The sequence below is a fragment of the Wolbachia endosymbiont (group A) of Scambus nigricans genome (assembly GCF_947251485.1).
GTDB lineage: Bacteria > Pseudomonadota > Alphaproteobacteria > Rickettsiales > Anaplasmataceae > Wolbachia > Wolbachia pipientis.
Map to the genome: position 1 here is coordinate 286225 of NZ_OX366356.1, position 22351 is coordinate 308575.

Annotated in this window: 22 protein-coding genes and 2 pseudogenes; 8 read left to right on the forward strand and 16 right to left on the reverse strand. The window is 35.0% G+C overall.

Annotated elements, in window-relative coordinates; translation table 11 throughout:
* Window position 1: 1 nt before the first annotated feature.
* Genes OPR46_RS01650 through OPR46_RS01680 form a run of 7 tightly spaced genes read right to left on the reverse strand, consistent with a single transcriptional unit; the run spans window position 2 to window position 2571 of the window.
* Window positions 2-313: a cation:proton antiporter subunit C gene (locus tag OPR46_RS01650; RefSeq protein ID WP_006279706.1), complete on the reverse strand. Its 312-nt coding sequence runs from the start codon at window positions 311-313 to the stop codon at window positions 2-4.
* Window positions 310-729: a Na(+)/H(+) antiporter subunit B gene (locus tag OPR46_RS01655; RefSeq protein ID WP_006279705.1), complete on the reverse strand. Its 420-nt coding sequence runs from the start codon at window positions 727-729 to the stop codon at window positions 310-312. Before OPR46_RS01655 ends, OPR46_RS01650 begins: the two co-directional genes overlap by 4 nt.
* On the reverse strand, window positions 722-1249 hold the full coding sequence (locus tag OPR46_RS01660; protein ID WP_265043638.1) for a DUF4040 domain-containing protein: 528 nt from the start codon (window positions 1247-1249) through the stop codon (window positions 722-724). Before OPR46_RS01660 ends, OPR46_RS01655 begins: the two co-directional genes overlap by 8 nt.
* A 1-nt stretch (window position 1250) precedes the next feature.
* On the reverse strand, window positions 1251-1538 hold the full coding sequence (gene mnhG / locus OPR46_RS01665) for a monovalent cation/H(+) antiporter subunit G (RefSeq protein ID WP_006279703.1): 288 nt from the start codon (window positions 1536-1538) through the stop codon (window positions 1251-1253).
* Between the two features lie 6 nt (window positions 1539-1544).
* The gene (locus tag OPR46_RS01670; protein ID WP_320109357.1) at window positions 1545-1790 is read right to left on the reverse strand and encodes a monovalent cation/H+ antiporter complex subunit F; all 246 of its coding nucleotides are present in this window, start codon (window positions 1788-1790) and stop codon (window positions 1545-1547) included.
* Window positions 1791-1818: 28 nt separating this feature from the next.
* Window positions 1819-2214 (reverse strand): DNA-directed RNA polymerase subunit omega, encoded by a 396-nt coding sequence (rpoZ, locus tag OPR46_RS01675; RefSeq protein ID WP_265043639.1) that lies wholly within the window; start codon window positions 2212-2214, stop codon window positions 1819-1821.
* A gap of 60 nt (window positions 2215-2274) precedes the next feature.
* Entirely contained in the window at window positions 2275-2571 is a 297-nt protein-coding gene (locus tag OPR46_RS01680) for a helix-turn-helix domain-containing protein (protein ID WP_012673420.1), read from the reverse strand.
* A gap of 432 nt (window positions 2572-3003) precedes the next feature.
* Between OPR46_RS01680 and purE the strand changes: the two genes are divergently transcribed.
* The 3 genes from purE (at window position 3004) to OPR46_RS01695 (ending at window position 8961) form a co-directional block, all read left to right on the forward strand.
* On the forward strand, window positions 3004-3495 hold the full coding sequence (purE, locus tag OPR46_RS01685; protein ID WP_006280351.1) for a 5-(carboxyamino)imidazole ribonucleotide mutase: 492 nt from the start codon (window positions 3004-3006) through the stop codon (window positions 3493-3495).
* A 7-nt stretch (window positions 3496-3502) separates the two neighbouring features.
* Window positions 3503-5320 carry a DNA mismatch repair endonuclease MutL gene (mutL, locus tag OPR46_RS01690; protein WP_265043641.1) on the forward strand — a complete coding sequence of 606 codons (1818 nt, stop codon included), beginning with the start codon at window positions 3503-3505 and terminating at the stop codon, window positions 5318-5320.
* A gap of 977 nt (window positions 5321-6297) precedes the next feature.
* The gene (locus OPR46_RS01695; protein ID WP_265043643.1) at window positions 6298-8961 is read left to right on the forward strand and encodes a 2-oxoglutarate dehydrogenase E1 component; all 2664 of its coding nucleotides are present in this window, start codon (window positions 6298-6300) and stop codon (window positions 8959-8961) included.
* A gap of 423 nt (window positions 8962-9384) precedes the next feature.
* On the opposite strand, the pseudogene OPR46_RS06540 reads toward OPR46_RS01695, so the two are convergent.
* Both OPR46_RS06540 and OPR46_RS01700 read right to left on the reverse strand, forming a co-directional pair.
* Window positions 9385-9465: pseudogene (locus OPR46_RS06540) on the reverse strand (TIGR02217 family protein); the annotation flags it as partial.
* A 190-nt stretch (window positions 9466-9655) separates the two neighbouring features.
* Window positions 9656-10414 carry a DsbA family protein gene (locus OPR46_RS01700; protein ID WP_010963174.1) on the reverse strand — a complete coding sequence of 253 codons (759 nt, stop codon included), beginning with the start codon at window positions 10412-10414 and terminating at the stop codon, window positions 9656-9658.
* A gap of 256 nt (window positions 10415-10670) precedes the next feature.
* Here OPR46_RS01700 and OPR46_RS01705 point away from each other — a divergent pair, with 256 nt between their 5' ends.
* The 4 genes from OPR46_RS01705 (at window position 10671) to OPR46_RS01720 (ending at window position 13871) form a co-directional block, all read left to right on the forward strand.
* The gene (locus OPR46_RS01705) at window positions 10671-10823 is read left to right on the forward strand and encodes a hypothetical protein (RefSeq protein WP_007548541.1); all 153 of its coding nucleotides are present in this window, start codon (window positions 10671-10673) and stop codon (window positions 10821-10823) included.
* A 16-nt stretch (window positions 10824-10839) separates the two neighbouring features.
* Window positions 10840-11913, forward strand: coding sequence for a Fic family protein (locus tag OPR46_RS01710; protein ID WP_265043644.1), 1074 nt, complete (start codon window positions 10840-10842; stop codon window positions 11911-11913).
* 87 nt (window positions 11914-12000) lie between these two features.
* Window positions 12001-13479: a UbiD family decarboxylase gene (locus tag OPR46_RS01715; protein ID WP_265043647.1), complete on the forward strand. Its 1479-nt coding sequence runs from the start codon at window positions 12001-12003 to the stop codon at window positions 13477-13479.
* A 209-nt stretch (window positions 13480-13688) separates the two neighbouring features.
* Window positions 13689-13871 (forward strand): hypothetical protein, encoded by a 183-nt coding sequence (locus OPR46_RS01720; protein WP_265043648.1) that lies wholly within the window; start codon window positions 13689-13691, stop codon window positions 13869-13871.
* 98 nt (window positions 13872-13969) lie between these two features.
* On the opposite strand, the gene OPR46_RS01725 is transcribed toward OPR46_RS01720, so the two are convergent.
* The 6 genes from OPR46_RS01725 to OPR46_RS01750 all read right to left on the reverse strand — a co-directional run bounded on the left by OPR46_RS01725 (window position 13970) and on the right by OPR46_RS01750 (window position 20401).
* The gene (locus OPR46_RS01725) at window positions 13970-14107 is read right to left on the reverse strand and encodes a hypothetical protein (RefSeq protein WP_265043650.1); all 138 of its coding nucleotides are present in this window, start codon (window positions 14105-14107) and stop codon (window positions 13970-13972) included.
* 284 nt (window positions 14108-14391) lie between these two features.
* Window positions 14392-15249, reverse strand: a complete 858-nt coding sequence (gene ubiA / locus OPR46_RS01730) for a 4-hydroxybenzoate octaprenyltransferase (protein ID WP_265043652.1) — start codon at window positions 15247-15249, stop codon at window positions 14392-14394.
* A 3-nt stretch (window positions 15250-15252) separates the two neighbouring features.
* Complete coding sequence (locus tag OPR46_RS01735; protein WP_038249615.1) at window positions 15253-15651, reverse strand: ribosome-binding factor A; 399 nt, start codon at window positions 15649-15651, stop codon at window positions 15253-15255.
* Between the two features lie 9 nt (window positions 15652-15660).
* Window positions 15661-17985, reverse strand: coding sequence for a translation initiation factor IF-2 (gene infB / locus OPR46_RS01740; protein ID WP_265043655.1), 2325 nt, complete (start codon window positions 17983-17985; stop codon window positions 15661-15663).
* 9 nt (window positions 17986-17994) lie between these two features.
* Window positions 17995-19557 carry a transcription termination factor NusA gene (gene nusA, locus OPR46_RS01745; RefSeq protein WP_265043657.1) on the reverse strand — a complete coding sequence of 521 codons (1563 nt, stop codon included), beginning with the start codon at window positions 19555-19557 and terminating at the stop codon, window positions 17995-17997.
* Window positions 19558-19645: 88 nt separating this feature from the next.
* The gene (locus OPR46_RS01750; RefSeq protein ID WP_320109360.1) at window positions 19646-20401 is read right to left on the reverse strand and encodes an efflux RND transporter permease subunit; all 756 of its coding nucleotides are present in this window, start codon (window positions 20399-20401) and stop codon (window positions 19646-19648) included.
* On the opposite strand from OPR46_RS01750, the gene OPR46_RS01755 reads away from it, so the two are divergent.
* Window positions 20322-20498: a hypothetical protein gene (locus OPR46_RS01755; RefSeq protein ID WP_265043659.1), complete on the forward strand. Its 177-nt coding sequence runs from the start codon at window positions 20322-20324 to the stop codon at window positions 20496-20498. The two genes, OPR46_RS01750 and OPR46_RS01755, sit on opposite strands and share 80 nt — an antisense overlap.
* On the opposite strand, the pseudogene OPR46_RS01760 reads toward OPR46_RS01755, so the two are convergent.
* Window positions 20482-22302 (reverse strand): annotated as a pseudogene (locus OPR46_RS01760) (efflux RND transporter permease subunit). The gene OPR46_RS01755 and the pseudogene OPR46_RS01760 sit on opposite strands and share 17 nt — an antisense overlap.
* Window positions 22303-22351: the final 49 nt, after the last annotated feature.

Genomic DNA, 22351 nt, shown 5'->3' on the forward strand with positions numbered 1-22351 from the left:
CTTAATCGATTGTTCCATACTTTTCTTCCATTTTTACTGCTATGGATAATCCAACTGAAAATGTTGCAATTCCAACCACTATAGCAGTAAGCATTAAAACATGGGGTATAGGATTGCTATATGAATAAAAATTTGAAACCAATATAGGAGGCAAGGAACTTTTTATATATCCTAGAGATATGTAAAATAACAAAACAGATGCCTGGAAGACGCTTACCCCTATCATTTTCTTGATTAAATTTTTATCGTTTATAATAATATATAAACCTAGCACCATTAATACAATAATAATCGTATAATTATATAAAGTCATTGTTTTTTCCTACGAGCAAAATTTATATATATAATTAACATAGAGGAGCAGACAGTAAATGCTACACCTAATTCCACCAAAAAAATACCTAATTTTTGACCGGTTCTATTATTGGTTAACAAGATATCATAAGATAAAAAATTTTGGCCAAGTAAAGTTGTTGCAACGCCCGTTCCTCCATAAATTAAAATACCTAACACGTTAGTCAATCTAATCACAGAATAAGGTATTGCTTTTAGAGTTGTAGATACACCAAATAGCATTGAGTATAATATTATCCCGGAGGCAATAATTATTCCTGCTTGAAAACCTCCACCCGGAGTGTAATCACCGTGAAATTGTATGTATAAACCAAATAAAATGATAAAAGGTATCATCAAAAATGTTACTGCATTTAATATCGGATCTTTAATCATTTTCTTTTTCTTCTTTTAATATCAACGTTATACAAAGCGCAGCAGTAAAAACTACTATAGTTTCTCCAAACGTGTCATAACCACGAAAGCTTGCCAAAATAGCTGTCACTATATTAGGAATACCGGTAGCTTTTTCGCTATTTTCCACATAATAAGGAGCAACATGCAAGTGGATCGGAGCATTGTGGCTGCCAAAATCTGGCAATTGAATCATAAAATATGACAAACATACAGCCAGAAATAACATAAAAAAAAGCGTTATAGGGTTATGAGATAGATTTACTTTATGATTCTTTATCAAGGAGAGTGCTGCAAACGTAAAAACTGTACTGAGCCCCGCACCAACAGAAGCTTCAGTAATTGCAACATCAGGTGCATTCATAATTAAGTATATAAGCGCAATCAGTGAACTAAATACACACATTAGAACAGCACTTACGACTAAATGTCGCGAGAAAACTATAAAAACCGTAACTGTTAGTAACAACAAAAGTAACACTACATTTAATATTTCTAACACCTTAGCCTTCTTTAACAGTTTTTTTCTTAACTTTATAATGAGTGCGCGCTAAAATATAGCTATTAGTTGAGTTAGCTACCCATATTATAAAAATTAATAATACTATTTTAACAGTATTGATTGAAAATCCATTCTGCAAAGCAAAACCAATTAACAATAACGTTGCACCGCTAGAATCTGTAATACCTGCTGCATGTAACCTAGTATAGAAATCAGGAAATCTGATCACCCCTATATTTGAAATAATTATCAAACAAATACCTAAAAATATGAAAATGGATCCTATCATAAATTATCAAAACAACATTAATCTTATTAGTGCTATAGTTGATATAAAGCTAACGCTAGCATACAACAATGCTATATCAATCAAAAAAAAATTATTCAGAATGATTGATATTGCTGTTATAAGTACAACTACTTGCGTTGAGAAATTATTGAACGCTAAAACCTTATTGTACACATCATTTGACTTAGACACTATGCAACACAACATTACACTCATACAGAACAACAGTGTATAGATAGCAATGCAAATCATTTAAAGACTATGTAACTTCAGTAGATTTCTAAACGGATACTTCTTCATCGCCATCTTGATCATTTATTTCACCATCCACTTCATAATCTTGGCTTTCTTGACTTGCATCAAGATCTGTGTTATCAGAAAAATTTAATAAATTCGCTAGCTTACTTGTATTACTGCTGTAAACATTATTCATATTTCCTTTCATGTATTCCTTGCATCTACCTACCAAAAGGCTAAACAGCTCATGAGTATCCACCTGTTTTCCTGCTATTTCATGTAAGGAAACTATGGTATTTTTATGACCTTTAAACTTAGCTGCTTGAATTGGATTACTTGTCCCTGTATTTAAATCATGTGTTCTTTGACTTGCCAACAGAACCAATTTGAAACGGTTACTTACCCGTTCTATACACTTTTCTACAATAGACTCAGCCATAAGATACTACCTTAATAAGTTTTATACTATATCACAAAAAACAAGTTGTCAACTTTGTATCTATTGCGATTCAACTTCATGTTTTACTTTTTCTGCCTCAGATTTTATTTCTTGGCTTTCTGTCATCGTGATTGTTATCTCATGATCAAGTTTTTTTAGAAATCCTAACAATCGCTCTAAAGAAAAACCATCTATTTTACCATTTTTAATTTGCGATACCTTTGGCTGATCAATACCAAGTTTCTCAGCTGCAAAAGCCTGAGTCCAAGCATTTTTTTCTACAATTTTATTTATTATATAAAGCAACTTTGTTTTTATTCCTGCACTGTCTAAGTTATTTAACGATATTATTTCCATAATTCTTACACTCACATATCAATTAACTTTATTAAATATTATAACATAATATTTAATATACCAAGATATTAATATCATGTAACTTGTCAATAATTATGTGATATCAATATTTAAAACTTTAAGTTGATTATATACTAATATTTTTATCAAATTTCTAGTAATTTTAAATTACCATTTTACCATCAGTCTATCTGAAAAAACCATTTATAGAAAGAACAAGCTAAGATTACAAAGCTTGAAATACAAAAATAATTATTTTATAAATTTATCTTACATAAGAAGTTTATATCTCTATATCTTAATATAAATATTTATTTAAATTTTTAAAATTTCTATTTTAACGAGAATTATATTATATTTATAATATAATATATATATTTGTTGCTTTTTAGCTGGAACATTATTTAGTTAGTAAGTAAAATTGTGTTGAATATGACAAAAATAAAAAAAGATGTTGCTGTTATTATGGGAAGTGAGTCAGATTACACCACTATGGTCCATACTGTTGATATGTTAAAAGCATTAGAAGTTTCACATGATATATTCATAATATCTGCACATAGAACGCCAGAAAGGCTCTTCAATTTTGCTAAGTCTGCACAAGAAGAAGGTTTTAAGGTTATTATAGCTGGTGCAGGAGGTGCAGCTCATTTACCTGGTATGGTTGCGTCACTAACTTGTTTACCAGTTATCGGTGTTCCTGTGCATAGTAAACAATTAAATGGGCTGGACAGCCTACTCTCTATAGTTCAAATGCCAAAGGGTGTTCCAGTTGCAACCATGTCTATAGGAGAAAATGGAGCATATAATGCTGCCATTACTGCCGTATCTATATTGTCAATTTCCAACAGTGAAATTGCAGGTAGGTTAAAAAAGTGGAGAGAGAAACAGACCAAAGAAGTAAAAGAGAAACCAGTTTCATAATAAATCTATGGCAATAATTCTTTTAGACACAAAAACCATAAACCGTATAGCAGCGGGGGAGGTGATAGAAAGGCCAGCAAGTGTAGTAAAGGAATTAGTGGAAAATGCAATAGATGCTGGAAGTTTAGAAATAGAGATTAAAATAGAAAGTGGTGGGCGTAACCTTATTATTGTGACAGATGATGGTAACGGAGTAGAAAAAAACGATTTAGAACTTGCGTTTATGCGCCATGCTACTTCAAAATTGAGCGACAATGAGTTGATAGAAATCAAGCATCTTGGCTTTAGAGGAGAAGCTCTGCCTTCAATAGCAGCAGTAAGTAGGATAAAATTATCTTCTAAGGCAAGAGAAGCAAATGAAGCATGGTCTATAAGTTATGAGGGTGGAGAGAAAATAGGGGAGCAAACTCCTTACTCTTTATCACAAGGCACACATATTGAAGTACGAGATTTATTTTTTGCCACTCCAAATAGACTAAAATTTCTAAAAACTGAAAGAGCAGAAACTCAAAGCATTGTTGATATTGTAAACAACCTAGCAATGATTAACTATCATATAGGGTTTACTCTCACTTCAGGTAATAAAAAGCTCTTAAAATACGCTAAGCAGACTTCGTTATTTCATAGATTGTGTGAAGTAGAAGAAGAATTTCAGGGCAGTTCTCTGGAGATCAATGAAGAAGAAGACGACATTAAACTTACGGGACACATCTGTAAGCCGACCGTCAATCGTGGTAAGTCCACTCAGATCTATACGTTTGTTAATGGAAGGCCAATTAAAGATAATTTACTTATTGGCGCAGTTAGGTATGCATATCATGATTTTATTCCAAGCGATAGGTATCCTTTCGCAGCGTTACATTTAGAGATACCTTATGATCAAGTAGATGTAAATGTGCATCCAAATAAGTCAGAAGTAAGGTTTCAGAATAAGAAGCTCATATATGAGATAGTGACAAGAGGATTAATTAAAGCATTGTCAAGAAGGATAGGCACCTTTCTAGCGCATGACCAGAAAATGGATTCAACATTGCCAGATCCTTTTGATAAACCTAATGTTCAAAATGAAAGAAGGCCAAGTCCTTTTGAAAATCAACTAATAAAAGAATTTGCTTCTCCAAATGAAAGAGTAAAAAGCTTATCAGAACAGTCAAAATCGTTTGATTATACCGGCATACAGAAATTACCATCACAAGCGGAGACTATGGTTCTAGAAAAAAAGGTGTTAGAGCAAGTTGATTTGATAGAGAGCCACCCGCTCGGGTTTGCACGCTGTCAGGTCTATAATACTTACATTATTGCCGAGGTAAGAGACAAATTGATTATAGTCGACCAGCATGCAGCCCACGAAAGGCTAGTATATGAATGCTTAAAACAAAAATCAAGTATAAAAAGACAAAAACTACTTCTTCCTGAAACGGTTGAAATCAAAAATCAAGCCGGAATGGAGATGATTGAAGTTTATAAAGATAAGTTATTTGAAATGGGTTTTGATATTGAGATCAAATCAGAAAATAAAGTGATAGTAAAAGAAATCCCTGCAATTTTGGGAGCAATAGATGTGAAAGAGATGCTAATTAATATAGTCGATAGATTAACGGAAATAGAAGATACATTGCCAGTAGAAGATAAAGTGAACAAAATATTGGCCACTATCGCTTGTCATGGATCAATTAGAGCGGGTAGAAAAATGAGGTTAGATGAAATGAATGAGCTGCTGAGACAAATGGAAAAAACCCCATATTCCGGGCAATGCAACCACGGAAGACCAACTTATATAGAAATGAAACTCAGTGATATTGAAAAACTTTTTGAGCGCAGGTAATGAGGTTGCCATAAATATGTAAGTGCTCCTTTCTCGTCATCCAAGTAGCTCATAGAAACGAAAAAACTTCCTTGACAAACTCCGTCAGCCCCCTTATCATGAAAGTGAAGCTATTTATTTATCTTCTCTGTACAGATTAAATGACAAAAAAACTCACGAATCTGGCGTCTCATGTTTAATTTTTTGCACTATGTGCACCTTATGTCTTTATAAAATTCTAGGTTTTTACCTAATATAAGCTAAAATGCGCTATTTAAAACATAAAAAAACGCCAACTTAAAAAATGGATAGTGAATAATTAGCTACCCTAGGGTTTCTTTTGTCTTTTTTTCTGTTTAGTAAATTTCTTAAACATTTATGACTAAAGGTTAGTTGCATTAAAAAGCAGCTAAATCGCGGTTATTAAGCGTTTAGAATAAAAAAACGCCATACTTGAAAGTATAGCTCTTTTTACAATAATCCGAACAGACCGTAATATGCTACTGGCCTGCTATAGCCATAAACACATATCTTATCGCATTCGGACTATTATAAGAAAGGCTATATAATGTAAGTAATTAGCCAACCACGGGGCTTCTTTTGCCTTTTTTTTTGCTTAGTAAATTTCTTAATGTTTATAGCTAAACGACAACCGTCATCCCGCTACGTGTTAGCGGGATCTCTTGTTAGCGCCGTGGCGGTATGACGTCTCGCTTGCAACCTATAGCTTTGTCATTCCAGTGCTCCTTTTTTTGTCATCCCAGTGCCTTGACTATTTGGATCCAGAAAACTTAGCTTCGAGTCAAGTAGGCTGCAAATAAAAACTGGATTCCAGCGTCACGCGCTGGAATGACACCCTGACAATCGTCATCCCGCTACGTGTTAGCGGGATCTATGTTAAGAGATACCGCGGCGGTATGACGTATAGAAACTAAAAAAGTTCTTTTTTAAAAAACTTAAGTTATACTTATAAGTATTTGATACTTTTTATAGTGATTATGTCGAGTTTAAGCTGCCTTTATGGTGATAATGCAGAATTTGTAGAAGAGATGTATAGCCGTTATCTGCAGGGCGATAAATCAATCGGGGAAGATTGGAACAGAATTTTTTCAAGTAATTTAGAAGTTAAGAAAACGGAGACCTGCAGTCCGCAGCATGTAACCAAGACGGATGATTCGGCTTCTGATTTGGCAAATTTCTTTAGGTCCTACGGTCATTTTTTTGCAGACCTTAACCCGCTATCACCAAATGAAAATCAAGAAATAGATTATCAAAAATATTCAAATTTATCCCCAGCACGTGACGCTGAAATCTATAGAGATATTTACTGCAAGAATATCGGTTTTGAATTTATGCATATTTCCTCTTATGAGGAGAGAATGTGGCTGCAAGAAAAAATAGAAAGTCAGAGCTACAAACTGGATTCGCGAGACAAAAAAGAAATACTGAGGCACTTGATCGAATCTGAGATGTTCGAGCAATTTCTCCATATGAAATTTCCTGGATATAAACGCTTTTCTATTGAAGGTGGAGAACCAGCTATTGTTGCAATTGAGAGAATCATCAGTGATTCTGCAGCTTTTAGTATTGAAGAAATAGTCCTTGGCATGGCTCACCGCGGACGACTCAATGTTCTAACCAAAGTTATGGGAAAAGAATATGCAGCAATGCTGTCTGAATTTCAAGGCAATCTTGCATACCCAAGTGGTCTTGAGGTGTCCGGTGATGTTAAATATCACCTTGGTTATTCTTCTGATCGAGCACTTGCCAGTGGCAAAAAAATACATTTAAGTTTATGCCCTAATCCATCTCACCTTGAAGCGGTAAATCCGGTTTTGGCTGGAAGAATAAGAGCAAAACAGAATATAAGATCTGTGCTTGGAATATCAATTCATGGTGATGCGGCTTTCATCGGTCAAGGAGTGGTTGCTGAAACTTTAACCTTAAGCAATATTGAAGGCTATAAAGTAGATGGCATTGTGCACATTGTCATTAATAACCAAGTTGGTTTTACTGCTAATCCGTGTTGTGCGCGATCCTCTTTTTATTGCACTGACATAGCAAAATCAATAGAAGCTCCAGTGTTTCACGTTAATGGAGATAACCCTGAAGCTGTGAGTTTTGTTGCGAATTTGGCGATGGAATATAGGCAGAAATTTAAAAAGGACGTAGTGATTGACATAATATGTTACCGCAAATATGGCCATAATGAGGGTGATGAACCGAATTTCACTCAGCCACTTATGTATAAGGCGATATCAAAGCATAAAACTCCTGGAACATTGTATGAAGAAAAATTGACTGCAGAGAAAGTATTAGATGGCGATGAAGTAAATAAATTGCGCAGTGAATTCAGGGCAAAATTAGATAAAAGTCTTGCTGAATTAGCGGCTTACACTCCAAAAAAAGCTGACTGGTTCGGTGGAGTGTGGTCAAAATTAAGAAGAGCAAAGTTGAACGATTTGAGCGAATACTACACGGATTCTGGTGTTCCGCCAGATGAGCTGAAAAAATTAGGTGTGCATATAAATAGCAATATCCCAAGTAACTTTAACATTAACAATAAGGTTAGAAAAATACTCGATGGCAGAATAGACAGTATAAATTCCGGTAGTAATATAGACTGGGCAACTGCCGAAAGTCTTGCGTTTGCATCACTGCTTACAGAAGGAATAGGAGTGCGTTTATCAGGACAAGACTCTGGTCGTGGAACTTTCTCGCACCGTCATTCAAGGCTTGTTGATCAGGTAACAGAAGAAGCATTTATTCCGCTAAACAATATAAATGAAAAGCAAGCTCACTTTGAGGTCATAGATAGCGCACTATCTGAGTATGCTGTAATGGGCTTTGAATATGGATATAGCCTTGATTCCCCGTATTCACTGGTGCTCTGGGAAGGACAATTTGGTGATTTTGCAAATGGTGCACAAATTATGATCGACCAGTTTATCGCATCTGCAGAAACAAAGTGGTTGCGATCAAGCGGTCTAGTTTTATTGCTGCCTCATGGTTATGAAGGACAGGGACCTGAGCATAGCTCCGCACGTATAGAGAGATTTTTGCAACTCTGCGCAGAGGATAATATGCAGGTAGTTAATTGTTCCACTCCGGCGAATTACTTCCATGTCTTACGCAGACAAATGCATAGAGACTTTCGTAAGCCTTTGGTAGTGTTTACACCTAAATCGCTACTGCGTCATAAAAGAGCAGTTTCTGACCTATCCGATTTTGAAGGAAAATTCCTCACGGTGATTCCAGAATGTAGAAAAGGTTTAGTTTCAAGTGATAAAGTACGAAAAGTTCTAATATGCAGCGGTAAAGTTTATTACGATATAATTGAAATGCTTGAAACACAAAAAATAAACGATATAGCAGTAATACGTTTGGAGCAATTCTATCCTTTTCCTGCAGATAAACTAAGTAATGAACTTGAAAAGTACAAAAACGCTGAAATTATATTGTGTCAAGAAGAACCAAAAAATATGGGAGGATGGTTTTTTGTCAACCCATTGATAGAAGAAGTGTTATCTAATCTCGATATCCAAGCAAAAAGACCTAAGTGTATCGCAAGACCTGCTGCTGCATCTCCTGCATGTGGTTATGTTAGTGTTCACACTCAGCAGCAGGAGGAGATTTTAAAGCAGGTTATGCAGGGGATCTAGCACAATTGTGCAAATATTGAAGCGAAAGCTGGCAAGCGAACATTGTTCATCAGATCTTGACGCTGGGCACTGCAGCCAGGAGCAATAGAAAACGCATTACACCAATAAAGCCCTTTTGGTACTCAAGCAAATATAAAAGATTTTTATTCTATTAAAAAAAATTAATTTTTATTAAAATTTTCATTTATTTTTATTTAAAAAGTAAACATTATTAATATTTACTTTAATTAATATAGGATATATATGAATACAAAAATATTTGAGATGTTAATAAGGAGAACTGGTCTACGCAGAGATAGCAAAGCTGAGATCATACAGTTATAGCTCTTTTTACAATAATCCGAACAGACCGTAATATGCTACTGGCCTGCTATAGCCATAAACACATATCTTATCGCATTCGGACTATTATAAGAAAGGCTATACAACGTCAGTAGAAAATTCCGGTCCTCCAGTGGAACCATAAGATATATTTTCTGGAAATCTAATTTCTGTGAATGACATATGTCCTCCTGTGAAAGTAAAATAGTTTAGTTGAAGAAAATGTTGTAATTTGAAAGCGTTTTACATAGCAAATGACGCTATGGAAAGTGGGTGAGACCACTGAGTTAAACTGCTGTCACACCCACAGTTACTATACTCAGGTTCATTTGAGTTGTCAAGTAAAAAAATAAAATTTTATGGCAAACTGTAACTAGCCTTGCTTGTGACTTAATTCATCTACTTTTTTGCGTAATACATTCAAATCAGTTGCTCCTACAAACAGGCTATCTCCAATTATTAAAAAAGGTGTACCACCTACTCCCAAATCTCTTACTAGAAGCCTACTGTTGTTTATCATTTGCTCAATTTTGTCCGCGTTATCTTTTATGGAATCATTAAAATCGTCCTCATCAATCCCTATGTTTTTCACTATATCCAATATGCTTTCGTCTGAAAATTCTCCTTTGTGACTTAAAGCAGCATGGTGAAAATCGAAATATTTTTCTTTATCGAGAAAATAGACAGCTAAAGCACTTTTTGCTGCCTTTAAAGAAGCGTTACCAAGTATTGGAGCATCCCTAAAGATATACTTAATTTTGCCGTCGTTAATTAACTGCTTTATATCATTCTTTATAGCTTTGCAATGTCCACAAGAATAGTCAAGGAAGCCTACAGCTATAACACTACTATTTTCATTTCCGGAGTAAGGATAAGTAAGGTCAAATATTTGATCCTTGTATTGTGAAATTTTACTTTTGGTTACATTATCTCGAGCAGCGTAACTACTTTTAATCGACTCCTCTTTGAGAGTTTTTACGATCTTATCAAAATTTCTGCTTATATAATTATCTAATTTCTCACCTATATAATCATCGTTTAGCATTTGGCTGCGATTTGAAAGCCAATTGTTTATTATCGGCAAGCTTGCTATTGCTATTATTAAAATTAATAAAAACGATATTCTAGACATACAATTTATTTAAAAACCTACAACATAAAACTTTTAGTACACATTTATCTGTATATTAAAAGAAGCATCTAATGTTAATATATAAAAACATTTGTATCAAGTGTATTTTATAACCAGTTTTGCCTCAAATGCAAACTTTACACAATAAAACTCAAGCACATTACCACAAAGTTCATCAGAAGACTTGGTAGCAGAGGCGCGCGGAGCGTAGATTTAAGTTGTTTCCGCTGTGTATAATTTTCCGCGGAATAAACATATGAGTGAACCAATAATTGGCAGAGAAAAAGAAATAGCTATTCTACAAGACAAACTTCTTTCTCAATCAGCCGAATTTATTGCTGTTTATGGTCGGCGTCGTGTAAATGTTGTATTATCTGCATTTTATCAGCATAATATAGAAGTAATGTAATGCAGATATTATGCCGATGCCGAATTATACGATTACTTCTAAAATTGCTAGTTGTCTTATAAGGATTGAAGCAGCAAAAGAAAAAGTGTTACATTTGCCGCTCACTGTATCAATGCTTTTGTCTCTTCGTGAAACTGCACGGCTTTATACCACACACTATTCTACTATGATTGAAGGAAATCGACTTGAACCTAAACAGATTGAAGAGGTTTTAAGTGGTAAAAGCCACTTTCCAAAATATAGGAGAGATGAAAATGAGGTTAAAGGATATTATGCAGCTTTAACTCAAGTTGAACAATGGGCAGCAAGGAGAATACCCATTACTGAGAAAGCCATTCAAACGCTTCATGCCCTAGTAATGGCAAGTGGAAAATCTAAAGTGAAGCCAACACCTTATCGAGATGGTCAAAACGTTATTCGTGATAGCCGTACACGTGCAATAATTTATATGCCACCAGAAGCAAAAGATGTACCAAAGCTCATGAGCAGTATGATTGGTTGGATTCGTGACAGTGAACAAGTGCCTTACCCAATTATTGCAGGTATTGCTCATTATCAATTTGTAACAATTCACCCTTACTATGACGGTAATGGTCGTACTGCAAGATTGTTGACTACATTAATTTTATACCTTGGTGGGTATGACCTAAAAGGACTTTATTCATTGGAAGAATATTATGCTAAGAATCTAGGAGCGTATTATGAAGCAATCAGTATAGGTCCATCGCACAACTATTACATGGGACGAGCTGAAGCAGATATTACTAAGTGGGTGGAGTATTTCGTAGAAGGTATGGCAAATTCATTTGAGAACGTTTTACAACGTATAAATGAAGAAGAATACCACACTGATCAGACTGATCTTATACGTAAACTTGATCCTAAACAACGCAAAGCTCTTGAGCTCTTCCAGGAGTTTTCCGCTATTATAGCTAGTCAGGTTGGCGAACTATTTAATTTTAAGCCTCGTACTAGTGCGCAACTTTGTAAAAAGTGGGTGGAAATGGGGTTTATCGAGATTGTAGATTTTTCCAATAGAGGAAGGAAATACAAACTTAGTAAGCAATATGAAGATTTGATCTCAAATTAACTGAAAGCTCGCTAGACAGTGCATAGGTCAAATTTCAATAAAGTGCTTGAAAACTAGATATAAACTTAAAATTTTAAAAACTGGAATATGTACAACAACTTACGCGACTTCATCAAAGCCTTAGAAGAAAAAAAAGATCTGATTAGGATTAAGGAGGAAGTTTCAACAGTTCTTGAAATGACAGAAATTCATCGCAGAGTTTTGTCAAGCAAAGGGCCAGCGATCATTTTTGAAAATGTTATCACAGAAAATGGCAAAAATTCGATTCCAGTTTTGGTGAATTTATTTGGTACTATTAAGAGGATTGCATTGGGGTTGAACATAAATCCTGATGAACTAAGAGATCTTGGTAAACTTTTAGCATTTTTGCAATCACCTGAGCCGCCAAAAAACTTTAAGGATGCTATAAAAATGTTTCCTTTGTTGAAAGTCGTGTTATCGATGCGAAGTAAAGTCGTGAGCAAGGCTCCATGTCAAGAGGTAGTGCTAACCGGAGATGAAGTGGACCTAAGTCTACTGCCCATTCAAACATGCTGGCCAAATGAACCTGCACCACTTATCACCTGGCCGATTGTGGTGACAAAAGGACCTACGAAAGACAAACAAGATAATTTCAATCTTGGAATATATCGTATGCAGGTCATAGATAAAAAAACAACTCTAATGCGTTGGCTTGCGCATCGTGGAGGAGCAGGTCACCATAAACGATGGAAAGAGAAGGAACAAAATATGAAATTTCCTGCTGCTGCTGTGATCGGTAGTGATCCTGCAACGATTATTGCTGCGGTAACTCCAGTGCCAGAAACATTGTCAGAATACCAATTTGCTGGGTTGCTGCGCAAAAAACCGCTTGAACTTGTAAATTGTAAGACTGTTCCACTTCAAGTACCAGCTCACGCGGAAATCGTTCTGGAAGGCTATGTGAGTTTGGATAGCTATCAAGACGAAGGGCCATACGGAGACCACACCGGTTACTATAATTCTGTTGAGCAATTTCCTGAATTTAATATTACTGCAATTACTATGCGCAAAAATCCAATTTATCTCAGCACTTTCACTGGCAAGCCACCTGATGAACCATCGATTCTTGGTGAAGCACTCAACGAAATTTTTGTGCCCATTCTTATCAATCAATTTCCAGAGATAGTGGACTTTTATCTGCCACCGGAAGGTTGCTCATATAGAATAGCGGTAGTGTCGATAAAAAAGTCCTATCCAGGGCAGGCAAAAAGAATTGTTATGGGCATACTTTCTTTTCTAAAGCAGTTTTTATACACGAAGTTTATTATCGTTGTTGATAATGATATAAATGTACGTGATTGGAAGGAAGTAATGTGGGCAATGTCAACGAGGATGGAACCTGTGCGTGATACAATCATGATAGAAAATACACCTATTGATTATTTAGACTTTGCTTCCCCTGAAAGTGGACTTGGAGGTAAAATGGGATTTGATGCGACAAATAAAATCCCGCCTGAAACCAAACGAGAATGGGGAAAGAAAATTAAAATGAGTGAGGAAATAGTAAGAAAAGTCACGGAAAAGTGGGAGGAATATATGGACTAGACTTCTTGCATAAAAGCAGAAAAAAGTTTGGCGTTTTTTATAATGCCGTAATTAGCATTAACTGATAATTGTGATTTAAGTTCGTCACAGTGCCCTTTTTTTGTCATCCTATAGCTATACCGCCGCGGTATCTCTTAGCCGCTAACAAGCAGCGGGATACTTAGGGATGACGGTTGTTGTTTAGCTATAAATATTAAGAAATTTACCAAATGAAAAAAAAGGCAAAAGAAGCCCTGGGGTTATTATCCGCTTTAAAATATTGGCGTTTTTTATGTTTTATAGCTCTTTTTACAATAATCCGAACAGACCGTAATATGCTACTGGCCTGCTATAGCCATAAACACATATCTTATCGCATTCGGACTATTATAAGAAAGGCTATAAACGCTTGACAAGCGAGATTCAGCCGCTTTTAATTGCAACTAACTTACGCTGCAAATGTTTAAGAAATTTACTAAGCAGAAAAAAAGACAAAGAATCCCCGAGTTAGCTAGTCTTTTATAGCCTTTCTTATAATAGTCCGAATGCGATAAGATATGTGTTTATGGCTATAGCAGGCCAGTAGCATATTACGGTCTGTTCGGATTATTGTAAAAAGAGCTATACTATCTCTGTCGAGTATTGGCATTTTTTGATGTCTTGTAACGCTTTATAAGCGCGTTCAGCTTATTTAGATAAAAATCTAGATGTAGATGAAGTTTTGTAAAGACATACAGTATCTATATACTGCAAAAAATTGAACATAAGACGCCGATACATTAAGTAATCCTTACCTTTTAATCTGCAGATTGGCGAAAGCAAATACAATAGCTTCAGTTTCATGATAAGAGGGCTGGCGAAGGGTGTCAAGCAATTTTCGTTTCTGCGAGTACCTGAGTCTATTGATTTCATTAGAGCCGAAACTCTTGAGACCTAGGTGATAATTCTATCTAAAAGAATGCCGAAAAAGAGCAGCAACCCTACGTAGGAGTTATTTTTAAATATGGACATGCATTGACTGGGATCGTCATGATTGAAATTTTTGTATTGGCGGTGAAATATGAACCCTACAGCAAGTAGAGCAATATAAAAAATGTTATTTAATGATGATAAGATACCAGCATATAGCCACGTCATAAGAGATATTAAATAAAATCTTTTCAACCAAGATTTTGTTGTATCACCAAAATATAATGCGGTAGATTTCATCCCGAGTTTTTCATCATCTTTTTTATCTTGATGGGCATATATGGTGTCATAGCTAAGTGTCCAAAAGACGCATCCTATATAAAACAGCAAGGATTCTATACTGATCTGGTTTGTTATTGCTGCTGAGCCCATGAGCGATCCCATATTGAAGGTAAACCCTAAGAACAATTGTGGCCACCAAACATACCGCTTTAATAAAGGGTAAGTAGCTATCATACACATTGAGATTATTCCAAGTATAAGTGTAGTTTTATTAGTTAATAATAAGATTACCAGGGCAATAGACAGTAACAGTGAAAGTAAAGCTAAAGCCTGCTTTATGTTTAATACACCACTTGCAAGTGGCCTATATTTTGTTCGTTCAACGTGCGCATCTATTTTTCTATCGAAGATATCATTGATTATGCACCCTGCGGGTCTCATTAAAAATGCACCTATAGTAAACAAAACAAGGAGAAAAAGAGCCTGATATGATAGAGAAGTTGAGGCTAAAAGAATACCGCTCAAACTGGGAAATAGCACAAGCCACAAACCTGTTAAACTGTGCAACCTCATTAATGAAAAGTAATGGTTGAAATACATTAATTAAGTGTGATTATGTAATATTTTGCTTACATTAACAAAATTATCGAACGCTAAGTCAGGCTTGAAAACTAGTTCAGGTATAAATCGCAAATCAACATAACACAATATAGATTTACGTATTGACCATGCAGATTGGTTCATTTCATTAACAACAGTATTAATATCACAATTATTCTCAGAAGGATCTCCAGTGCGTCTTTTTTCTGGATCTAAGTAGTCAGCTACTTGAATATTCAATGAAGATAACACAATATATACATCTGCTTTTTTCAAATCTTTACTTAATTTTACGTCAGATACCGCTACATTTTTATTGAACACCTTACCTTCCATTAGAATTCTTGATATTGCTCTATGCAATACCGATGCTATCTTTAGGTTTCTAATTTCCTTTTTCATATCCAGCTACTATAACACCCTTTCTTCTTGCACTAATTGATAAGCTTCCAAAATATCTCCAACTTTAATATCGACATTACCCTCTAGTGATACTCCGCATTCAAAGTTTACACCTACTTCTTTAACATCATCTTTAAATCTACGTAGTGCTTTTAACTTTCCTTCATGCACCAATTTACCACCACGCACTACCTTAATTAAAGAATCTTTTTTTATGACTCCATCACTTACATAACATCCAATGATATTACCAGCTTTAGATACATTAAATATTTGCCTTACAGATGCAGAACCAACACGAACCTCTCGTGTAACAGGCTTTAACATTTTAGTTAAATACATTCTCATGTCGTCAATGAGCTCGTATATTATGTTATAAGTATGTATTTCTATACCTTTTTGTTTTGCCAAGTCCCTTATTTTTGAGTCCACTTTTACATTAAAAGCTAAAATTACTGCACTTGATGCTTCTGCAAGCAGCACATCTGAATCTGTTATCCCTCCTACTGCTTTGTGTAGGATATTTAATTTCACTTGATCTTTACCGAGTTTATCAATTGAACTTGATATTGCTTCAATAGAACCAGTTACATCGCACTTTAAAACTACAGATAGTTCTTCTATTTCACTGTTATTACGGCTGAATATATCTAAATCATCCTCATCTAAATTTTCTTCTTTTTTCTTGATTAACTCTAACCTATGTTCAATAATTTCACGTGCCTGCTTTTCAGAATTTACAACAACAAATTTATCTCCAGCATTTGGTACACCATTTAGACCAGTAATTTCAATTGGAGCAGAGGGTAGTGCTGCTTTTTCTCTTTGACCAAGGTGATTAACCATACTACGTACTTTACTGTATGTTGTACCAACTACCAATATATCACCAACCTTTAACGTTCCTTCCTCAACTATCAATGTAGCTGATATTCCTTTCGCTTTATCTATTTTGGATTCTATTACCCATCCAAGTGCTCGACAATCTTCTATTGCTTCTAGCTTCATTAATTCAGCGATTAACAAAATCGTCTCTTCTAGTTTATCTAAATTAGTTTTCTTTTTTGCTGATACTGGCACAATCATAACATCACCACCAAGCTCTTCAGGAATGAGATCATATTGAGGTAAGCTACTCATTACTTTCTCCACATCACCAGGCTCAGATTTATCAATTTTATTAATAGCAACTATAATAGAAACATTTGCTGCTTTTGCATGATTTATTGCTTCAACTGTTTGTTTCATGATTCCATCGTCAGCTGCAACTACTATTACAACTATATTAGTAATATTGGCACCACGTGCACGCATCGCAGTGAACGCTTCATGTCCTGGTGTATCAATAAAGGTAATTTTTTGCTTATCTTTTGTCGTTATTTGATAAGCACCTATGTGTTGAGTTATGCCACCTGACTCTCTTTCTGCAACATTAGATTCACGAAATGCATCGAGCAATGAGGTTTTACCATGATCGACGTGTCCCATAAAAGTGACGATTGGTGGTTTAGGTTTTTTAGGCAGGCTTTCTCTGCCTTCTATAAAAAATAAATCTTTTTCTCTGTTGGTATCGCTCACTCGTTTAGCCGTATGATTAAATTTTTCCACTATTTCACATGCTATATCTGGATCCACCAGATCATCTACTCTATAACTCTCACCGACTTCTTCTTTGAACATTTTTAGCACACTCTTGCTATCTTCTGCCATGCGAATAGATAACTCCCTGATAGTTATTTTGTCTGGTATAATAACTTCTCTTGATATATTTTTACCCTTAGTAAACTTTGACTTTCTACCTCTTATACCAAACCTTTGCTTAAATACAGGGGGTTGTTCAGTTTTTTCATCTATTGCCTGTGCAATTACCAGTTTAGAATGCTTAGAATATATATCTTTGTTGACTTTAAAAGACTTTTTATCGTTGTCCTCATGGTCAATACTATCTTCTTTTGGTTCAACTAAGTGGGTATTACTTAAAACTTGCTTATTTATTTCCTTAGATAAAGCGTCCGCTTCATTTTTCTCGTCAATCTCTTTATTGCTGTCTTCTTTTGCTGTTTTCTCTTTTTCTTCTCTCTGATTTCTTTCTTTCAGCAAAGCAGCATTCTGCACAGCATTAATGCGAAAAATTTGTTCTTTCTCTGTTAAAGAACATAATTTACTCTCGTCAAATAAATTATGTTCTTCTGCATCATGAGATTTTTTTCTTCTTTTTTTTACTACTGTAGCTCCAGTACTTGGGCTAGCTGAAGAGTTTAAATTGAGGTCTAATTTAAGCTTGCTTAAACCTTGGAGCGTTAATTTTTTATCACTGATATCTTCATTATTCATATTATTTTATTATATTAATCCAAGCTTTTTACGTGCTTCTATGATTATTGAATCTACTGTATCTTTTAGATCTTCTTTGCTATCGGATGAGGAAGAGAGTATGCTGTAAAACTCATAACTTGATAAATCTGCTATGTCCTCTAAAGTCTTAATATCATGCTTACTAAGAGCAATTTTATTGTCTATTGATAAAGTTAAATTGATTACATCATCCTCCATACCTAAACTTTTTAGCTCTTCTATTTTTCTATCATTTTCTGCTTTCAGGTACTTATTTGCTCTATTGTGAAGTTCGTTTGCAATATCTTCATTAAAGCCCTCTATTGAAGCAAGCTCTTTAATTGAAGCGCTAGATATGTCTTCTACACTTGAAAAACCTTCTGTTACCAATAGCTGACCCATAATCTCTTCTAAGTTTAAAGCTTCAGCAAATAAAGCTGAACATTGACTAAGTTCTTTACTTCGCCTTTCTGATTCTTGCTGAGTGCTTAATATCTCAATTTTCCATCCAACAAGCTCTGAAGCTAATCTTACATTCTGGCCCTTTTTTCCTATCGCTAAACTCAATTGATCTTCAGCAACTATTAACTCTATGCAATTTTCATTTTCATCAATAATAACCTTCGATACTTCTGCAGGAGTAATGGCTTTAATAACAAATTGACCCAAATCTGAGGAGTAATTTATAACGTCAATTTTTTCACCATTTAATTCGTGTATAATAGTTTTTATTCTATCTCCCTTAACTCCAACACAAGCACCTACTGGATCAATGTTCTTGTCGGGAGAGAAAACGGCAACCTTAGACCTTGAACCAGCATCTCTAGCTATACCTTTAATTGTCACTAATCCGTCAGCAATTTCTGGTATTTCTTGATTTAATAATGCCTCCAAAAAGCCTTCATGAGTCCTAGAAAGAATAATTTGACGTCCATCATCAGAGCGCTTAACAGTCTGTATGTAAGCTTTAACCTTATCACCTTCACGAAATGATTCACCACCAGTTAAATTTCGCAATGGAAGATATGCCCTAGTGCCATTTATGTCTATAATAAGATCTGAATATTCTACTTGTTTAACAATACCATACCTTATTTCTCCCACCTTATCTTTAAATTCCTCATATTGCTTTTTTGACTCTTCACCTTTAATTATTTGAGCAATCTTTTGCTGGGCAATTCTTGCTGAAGCAAGATCAGTGTTAAGAGAGAGTAATTCACTAACAGTATCTCCAACTTTTGCATCTCCTTTTATTAATTTAGCTTGTGTAATCGTAATTGATTCACATTCGGTATTCTCTTTTTCATTTGACTCATCATCAATAACTTTTAGTTTTCTATATGAAGTAACTTTGCCTGTGTTTCTATCTATATCAACTACAATTTTACTTTTGCTACCATATTTTTGATGAGCCACTGCTTCTATAGCACTTTCTAGTGCCTTTATTACAACATCAAAATCTAAACCTTTTTGAAGTGAAAGCTCTCCTGCTGTCTTTATTACATCAAGGCTTCCAACTATGTTATTCTTGTTACTTTTCTGCTTAACACTGCTTTTACGATTAGCAATCATAATAAATAAATCCAATGTAATTAGTTATAATTATAGCCCCAACGGGCAAAGAACACTATCTTAAATGTTAAATGATTGCTAATTTAAGTCAAGTTTTTTCATGTTTTTGTATAACAAGCAACGCAGGAGTAAAGAATAAAGTTAAAACCGTTGCAGCCAATATTCCACTTGCTATGGTTGTTGAAATGTCAACCCACCACTGGCTTGATGGAGCATCATATGTGATTTGTAGCGTAAAAAAATTGATATTTAACCTGGTAATCATCGGTATTAAACCAAGAACTGTGGTTGCAACGGTAAGCAATATTGGCCTAACGCGAGAAATTGCAGCGTTTATTACACATCGCTTGATGTCATTTTTGTGTACCTTAATTTGGTGATGAAAGGCATCAAGCAATAGTATGTTATTATTTACTATAATTCCCGCCAAAGCAATTATCCCCACTCCACACATAACAACTACGAAAACTTGTTGGATAAGAAAGAAAACAAAAAACACACATGTTGTGGATAAAAACACTGCTGTCATTACGATAAATGTATGGTATACATTATTAAACTGTGTCACTAATACCAATATCATTAGTGTAATCGCTAATATAAAAGCCTTTAACAAAAATGCTCCTGATTTTTGTTGATCTTCTTTGTCGCCTTTAAAATCAATTTTTACTCCCTTGTCCCAATCCTGGGCAATAGAATTCTGAATGAACTTTACTCTTTCATCAACAAGATAGCCAGTATCAACGTCAGCAGAGATTGTCACTATGCGTAATCCATCAATCCTGTTTAGTTTATTTACCTTTTTTTCGGGAGCATATTTTACTATAGCTCTTTTTACAATAATCCGAACAGACCGTAATATGCTACTGGCCTGCTATAGCCATAAACACATATCTTATCGCATTCGGACTATTATAAGAAAGGCTATATATTGCTCATAGGATACGGGCCATTAACTGTATTGATAAAAAGATTGTCTATAGTCTTCATGTTGCGATCCTTTCCAGGGAAACGGAGTACAATATCGATTTCTTCATCCGTGTTATTTGGTCTATATTTTCCAATCAACACTCCATTTGTAACCATCTTTATAAAATCGCCAATGGTTGCAACACTTACTTCAGAGCTTGTAGCCTTATTCTTATCAACACTCATATTCCACTCTATTTCAGGTGCTGATCTGCTATCTTGAATATTTATAAACCCGGATGAAGGTTGGTTCATAATTTCTAGAATTTTCTCTGCTGCTAAATTCAAACTGGATGCACTCCCGCTGAGGTTGATTTGTATTGGCTTGTCAGCCGACGGTCCTGGCTTTTCCTCTTGAACATTAATTATTATTCCTTTCATGTCTTGCACACTGCTCCTTATATCATTTAGTATGTGCTTAGCTTTGCGCCTGAAGCGCCAATCCATAAGTTCTAGTTGTATTCTGGCGATAACGTTGTCTGAAAATGCTCCTGATCTAGCATAAGAAACATGAATTTCTTTTTCAATGCTCAAAATGCGTTCTTCCACTTCTTTGAGTATCAGATCTCGTTCTTTGGCTGATAAGCTTTCTTTTGCTTTAACACTGATTAAAATATTATCTGAATCCACTTTCAGAAAAAACTTTACTCCAGGACCAAAAGTAAAGTACAGCACACTAAATGAAAACAAAACGAATACAGTAGCACATACGAATTTTTTAGGATGATCCAAAACCTTCTCTAGCATGCGTACGTAAGCTCTTATTATAGGCCCAGCATTTTTTATTTCACCACTTTCTATAGCACTCATTTTTTTTATTTCTTTTTTTGAAGTTATCGAAGGCTTACCAAATATTGCACCAAGTGTTGGTATAAAAACCAAAGCCATAATGAGCGATCCAGTCAAAGTTAGAATTATTGTAATTGGTATGTACTGCATGAATTTACCAACAGTATCAGGCCAGAATAATAGAGGAAAAAACACTGCTAATTTAGTTAACGTTGATGATAGAACCGGATAAAACATATCACGAACTGAAGTGTAAAAAGCTTCTACTTTGTCCATTCTGCAGATCATCTTTCTATCGGCATATTCGCTGATCACAATTGCATCATCAACCAGCATGCCAACAGCCATAATTAAACTGAAGAGCATAACGATATTTAAGGTTGTACTCATAAAGTAAAGAGCTATTATCCCAATGAGAAAGGAACCGGGTATCGAGAGTGCCACAAGAATAGCAATCCTTGTTCACATAGAAAGCATCATTATGATCAATATTAACAACACAGCAAATATTATGCCGTTTTCCAAGTCATCAAGCACATCGCGGACGTTTTTTGACTGGTCGTTTAAGTACACCACTTTTAAATTTTCAGGTAATTGATCTTTTGCCTTATCCATTAAGTATTTTACTTGATTTACTGTGTCTATTATGTTTTTTCCGTTACGTTTTGAAATTTCTAGCACGACACTAGGTAATCCATTAATGCGAGCAAATCCTTGGTGATCCTCAAACCTAGGGTATACTTTTGCTATATCTTTGATTCTCAAAACTGCATCGCCTTGAGATCTAATAGGAATATTCATAATATCTTCTATATCTTTTAATAACCCTGATATTTTAATCGAATATTTACCGGTATCATTTTCCAGTGACCCAGCTTCCACTAGTCTGTTATTGCTTGATATAGCTTGGAATATTTCGTTTGATTGAATGTTATATTTTGTTAGAACTGTGGGCTCAACTATCACTTCCACTGTTTCTTTACGCATACCTGCCACTTCAACTTTGAGAACATTTGGCAGAGATTCTATTTCTTTC

What these genes read in the sequence shown, in the direction of transcription:
- OPR46_RS01695 (WP_265043643.1), top strand. Translation starts at nt 6,298, where the DNA reads ATGTCGAGTTTAAGCTGCCTTTATGGTGATAATGCAGAATTTGTAGAA.
- OPR46_RS01755 (WP_265043659.1), top strand. Translation starts at nt 20,322, where the DNA reads ATGCGTAATCCATCAATCCTGTTTAGTTTATTTACCTTTTTTTCGGGA.
- mnhG (WP_006279703.1), bottom strand. Translation starts at nt 1,538, where the DNA reads ATGATAGGATCCATTTTCATATTTTTAGGTATTTGTTTGATAATTATT.
- OPR46_RS01720 (WP_265043648.1), top strand. Translation starts at nt 13,689, where the DNA reads ATGAAAAAAAAGGCAAAAGAAGCCCTGGGGTTATTATCCGCTTTAAAA.
- OPR46_RS01715 (WP_265043647.1), top strand. Translation starts at nt 12,001, where the DNA reads ATGTACAACAACTTACGCGACTTCATCAAAGCCTTAGAAGAAAAAAAA.
- purE (WP_006280351.1), top strand. Translation starts at nt 3,004, where the DNA reads ATGACAAAAATAAAAAAAGATGTTGCTGTTATTATGGGAAGTGAGTCA.
- OPR46_RS01725 (WP_265043650.1), bottom strand. Translation starts at nt 14,107, where the DNA reads ATGCCAATACTCGACAGAGATAGTATAGCTCTTTTTACAATAATCCGA.
- OPR46_RS01650 (WP_006279706.1), bottom strand. Translation starts at nt 313, where the DNA reads ATGACTTTATATAATTATACGATTATTATTGTATTAATGGTGCTAGGT.
- OPR46_RS01700 (WP_010963174.1), bottom strand. Translation starts at nt 10,414, where the DNA reads ATGTCTAGAATATCGTTTTTATTAATTTTAATAATAGCAATAGCAAGC.
- mutL (WP_265043641.1), top strand. Translation starts at nt 3,503, where the DNA reads ATGGCAATAATTCTTTTAGACACAAAAACCATAAACCGTATAGCAGCG.
- OPR46_RS01680 (WP_012673420.1), bottom strand. Translation starts at nt 2,571, where the DNA reads ATGGAAATAATATCGTTAAATAACTTAGACAGTGCAGGAATAAAAACA.
- ubiA (WP_265043652.1), bottom strand. Translation starts at nt 15,249, where the DNA reads ATGTATTTCAACCATTACTTTTCATTAATGAGGTTGCACAGTTTAACA.
- OPR46_RS01655 (WP_006279705.1), bottom strand. Translation starts at nt 729, where the DNA reads ATGATTAAAGATCCGATATTAAATGCAGTAACATTTTTGATGATACCT.
- OPR46_RS01705 (WP_007548541.1), top strand. Translation starts at nt 10,671, where the DNA reads ATGAGTGAACCAATAATTGGCAGAGAAAAAGAAATAGCTATTCTACAA.
- OPR46_RS01670 (WP_320109357.1), bottom strand. Translation starts at nt 1,790, where the DNA reads ATGATTTGCATTGCTATCTATACACTGTTGTTCTGTATGAGTGTAATG.
- infB (WP_265043655.1), bottom strand. Translation starts at nt 17,985, where the DNA reads ATGAATAATGAAGATATCAGTGATAAAAAATTAACGCTCCAAGGTTTA.
- OPR46_RS01735 (WP_038249615.1), bottom strand. Translation starts at nt 15,651, where the DNA reads ATGAAAAAGGAAATTAGAAACCTAAAGATAGCATCGGTATTGCATAGA.
- rpoZ (WP_265043639.1), bottom strand. Translation starts at nt 2,214, where the DNA reads ATGGCTGAGTCTATTGTAGAAAAGTGTATAGAACGGGTAAGTAACCGT.
- OPR46_RS01710 (WP_265043644.1), top strand. Translation starts at nt 10,840, where the DNA reads ATGCCGAATTATACGATTACTTCTAAAATTGCTAGTTGTCTTATAAGG.
- nusA (WP_265043657.1), bottom strand. Translation starts at nt 19,557, where the DNA reads ATGATTGCTAATCGTAAAAGCAGTGTTAAGCAGAAAAGTAACAAGAAT.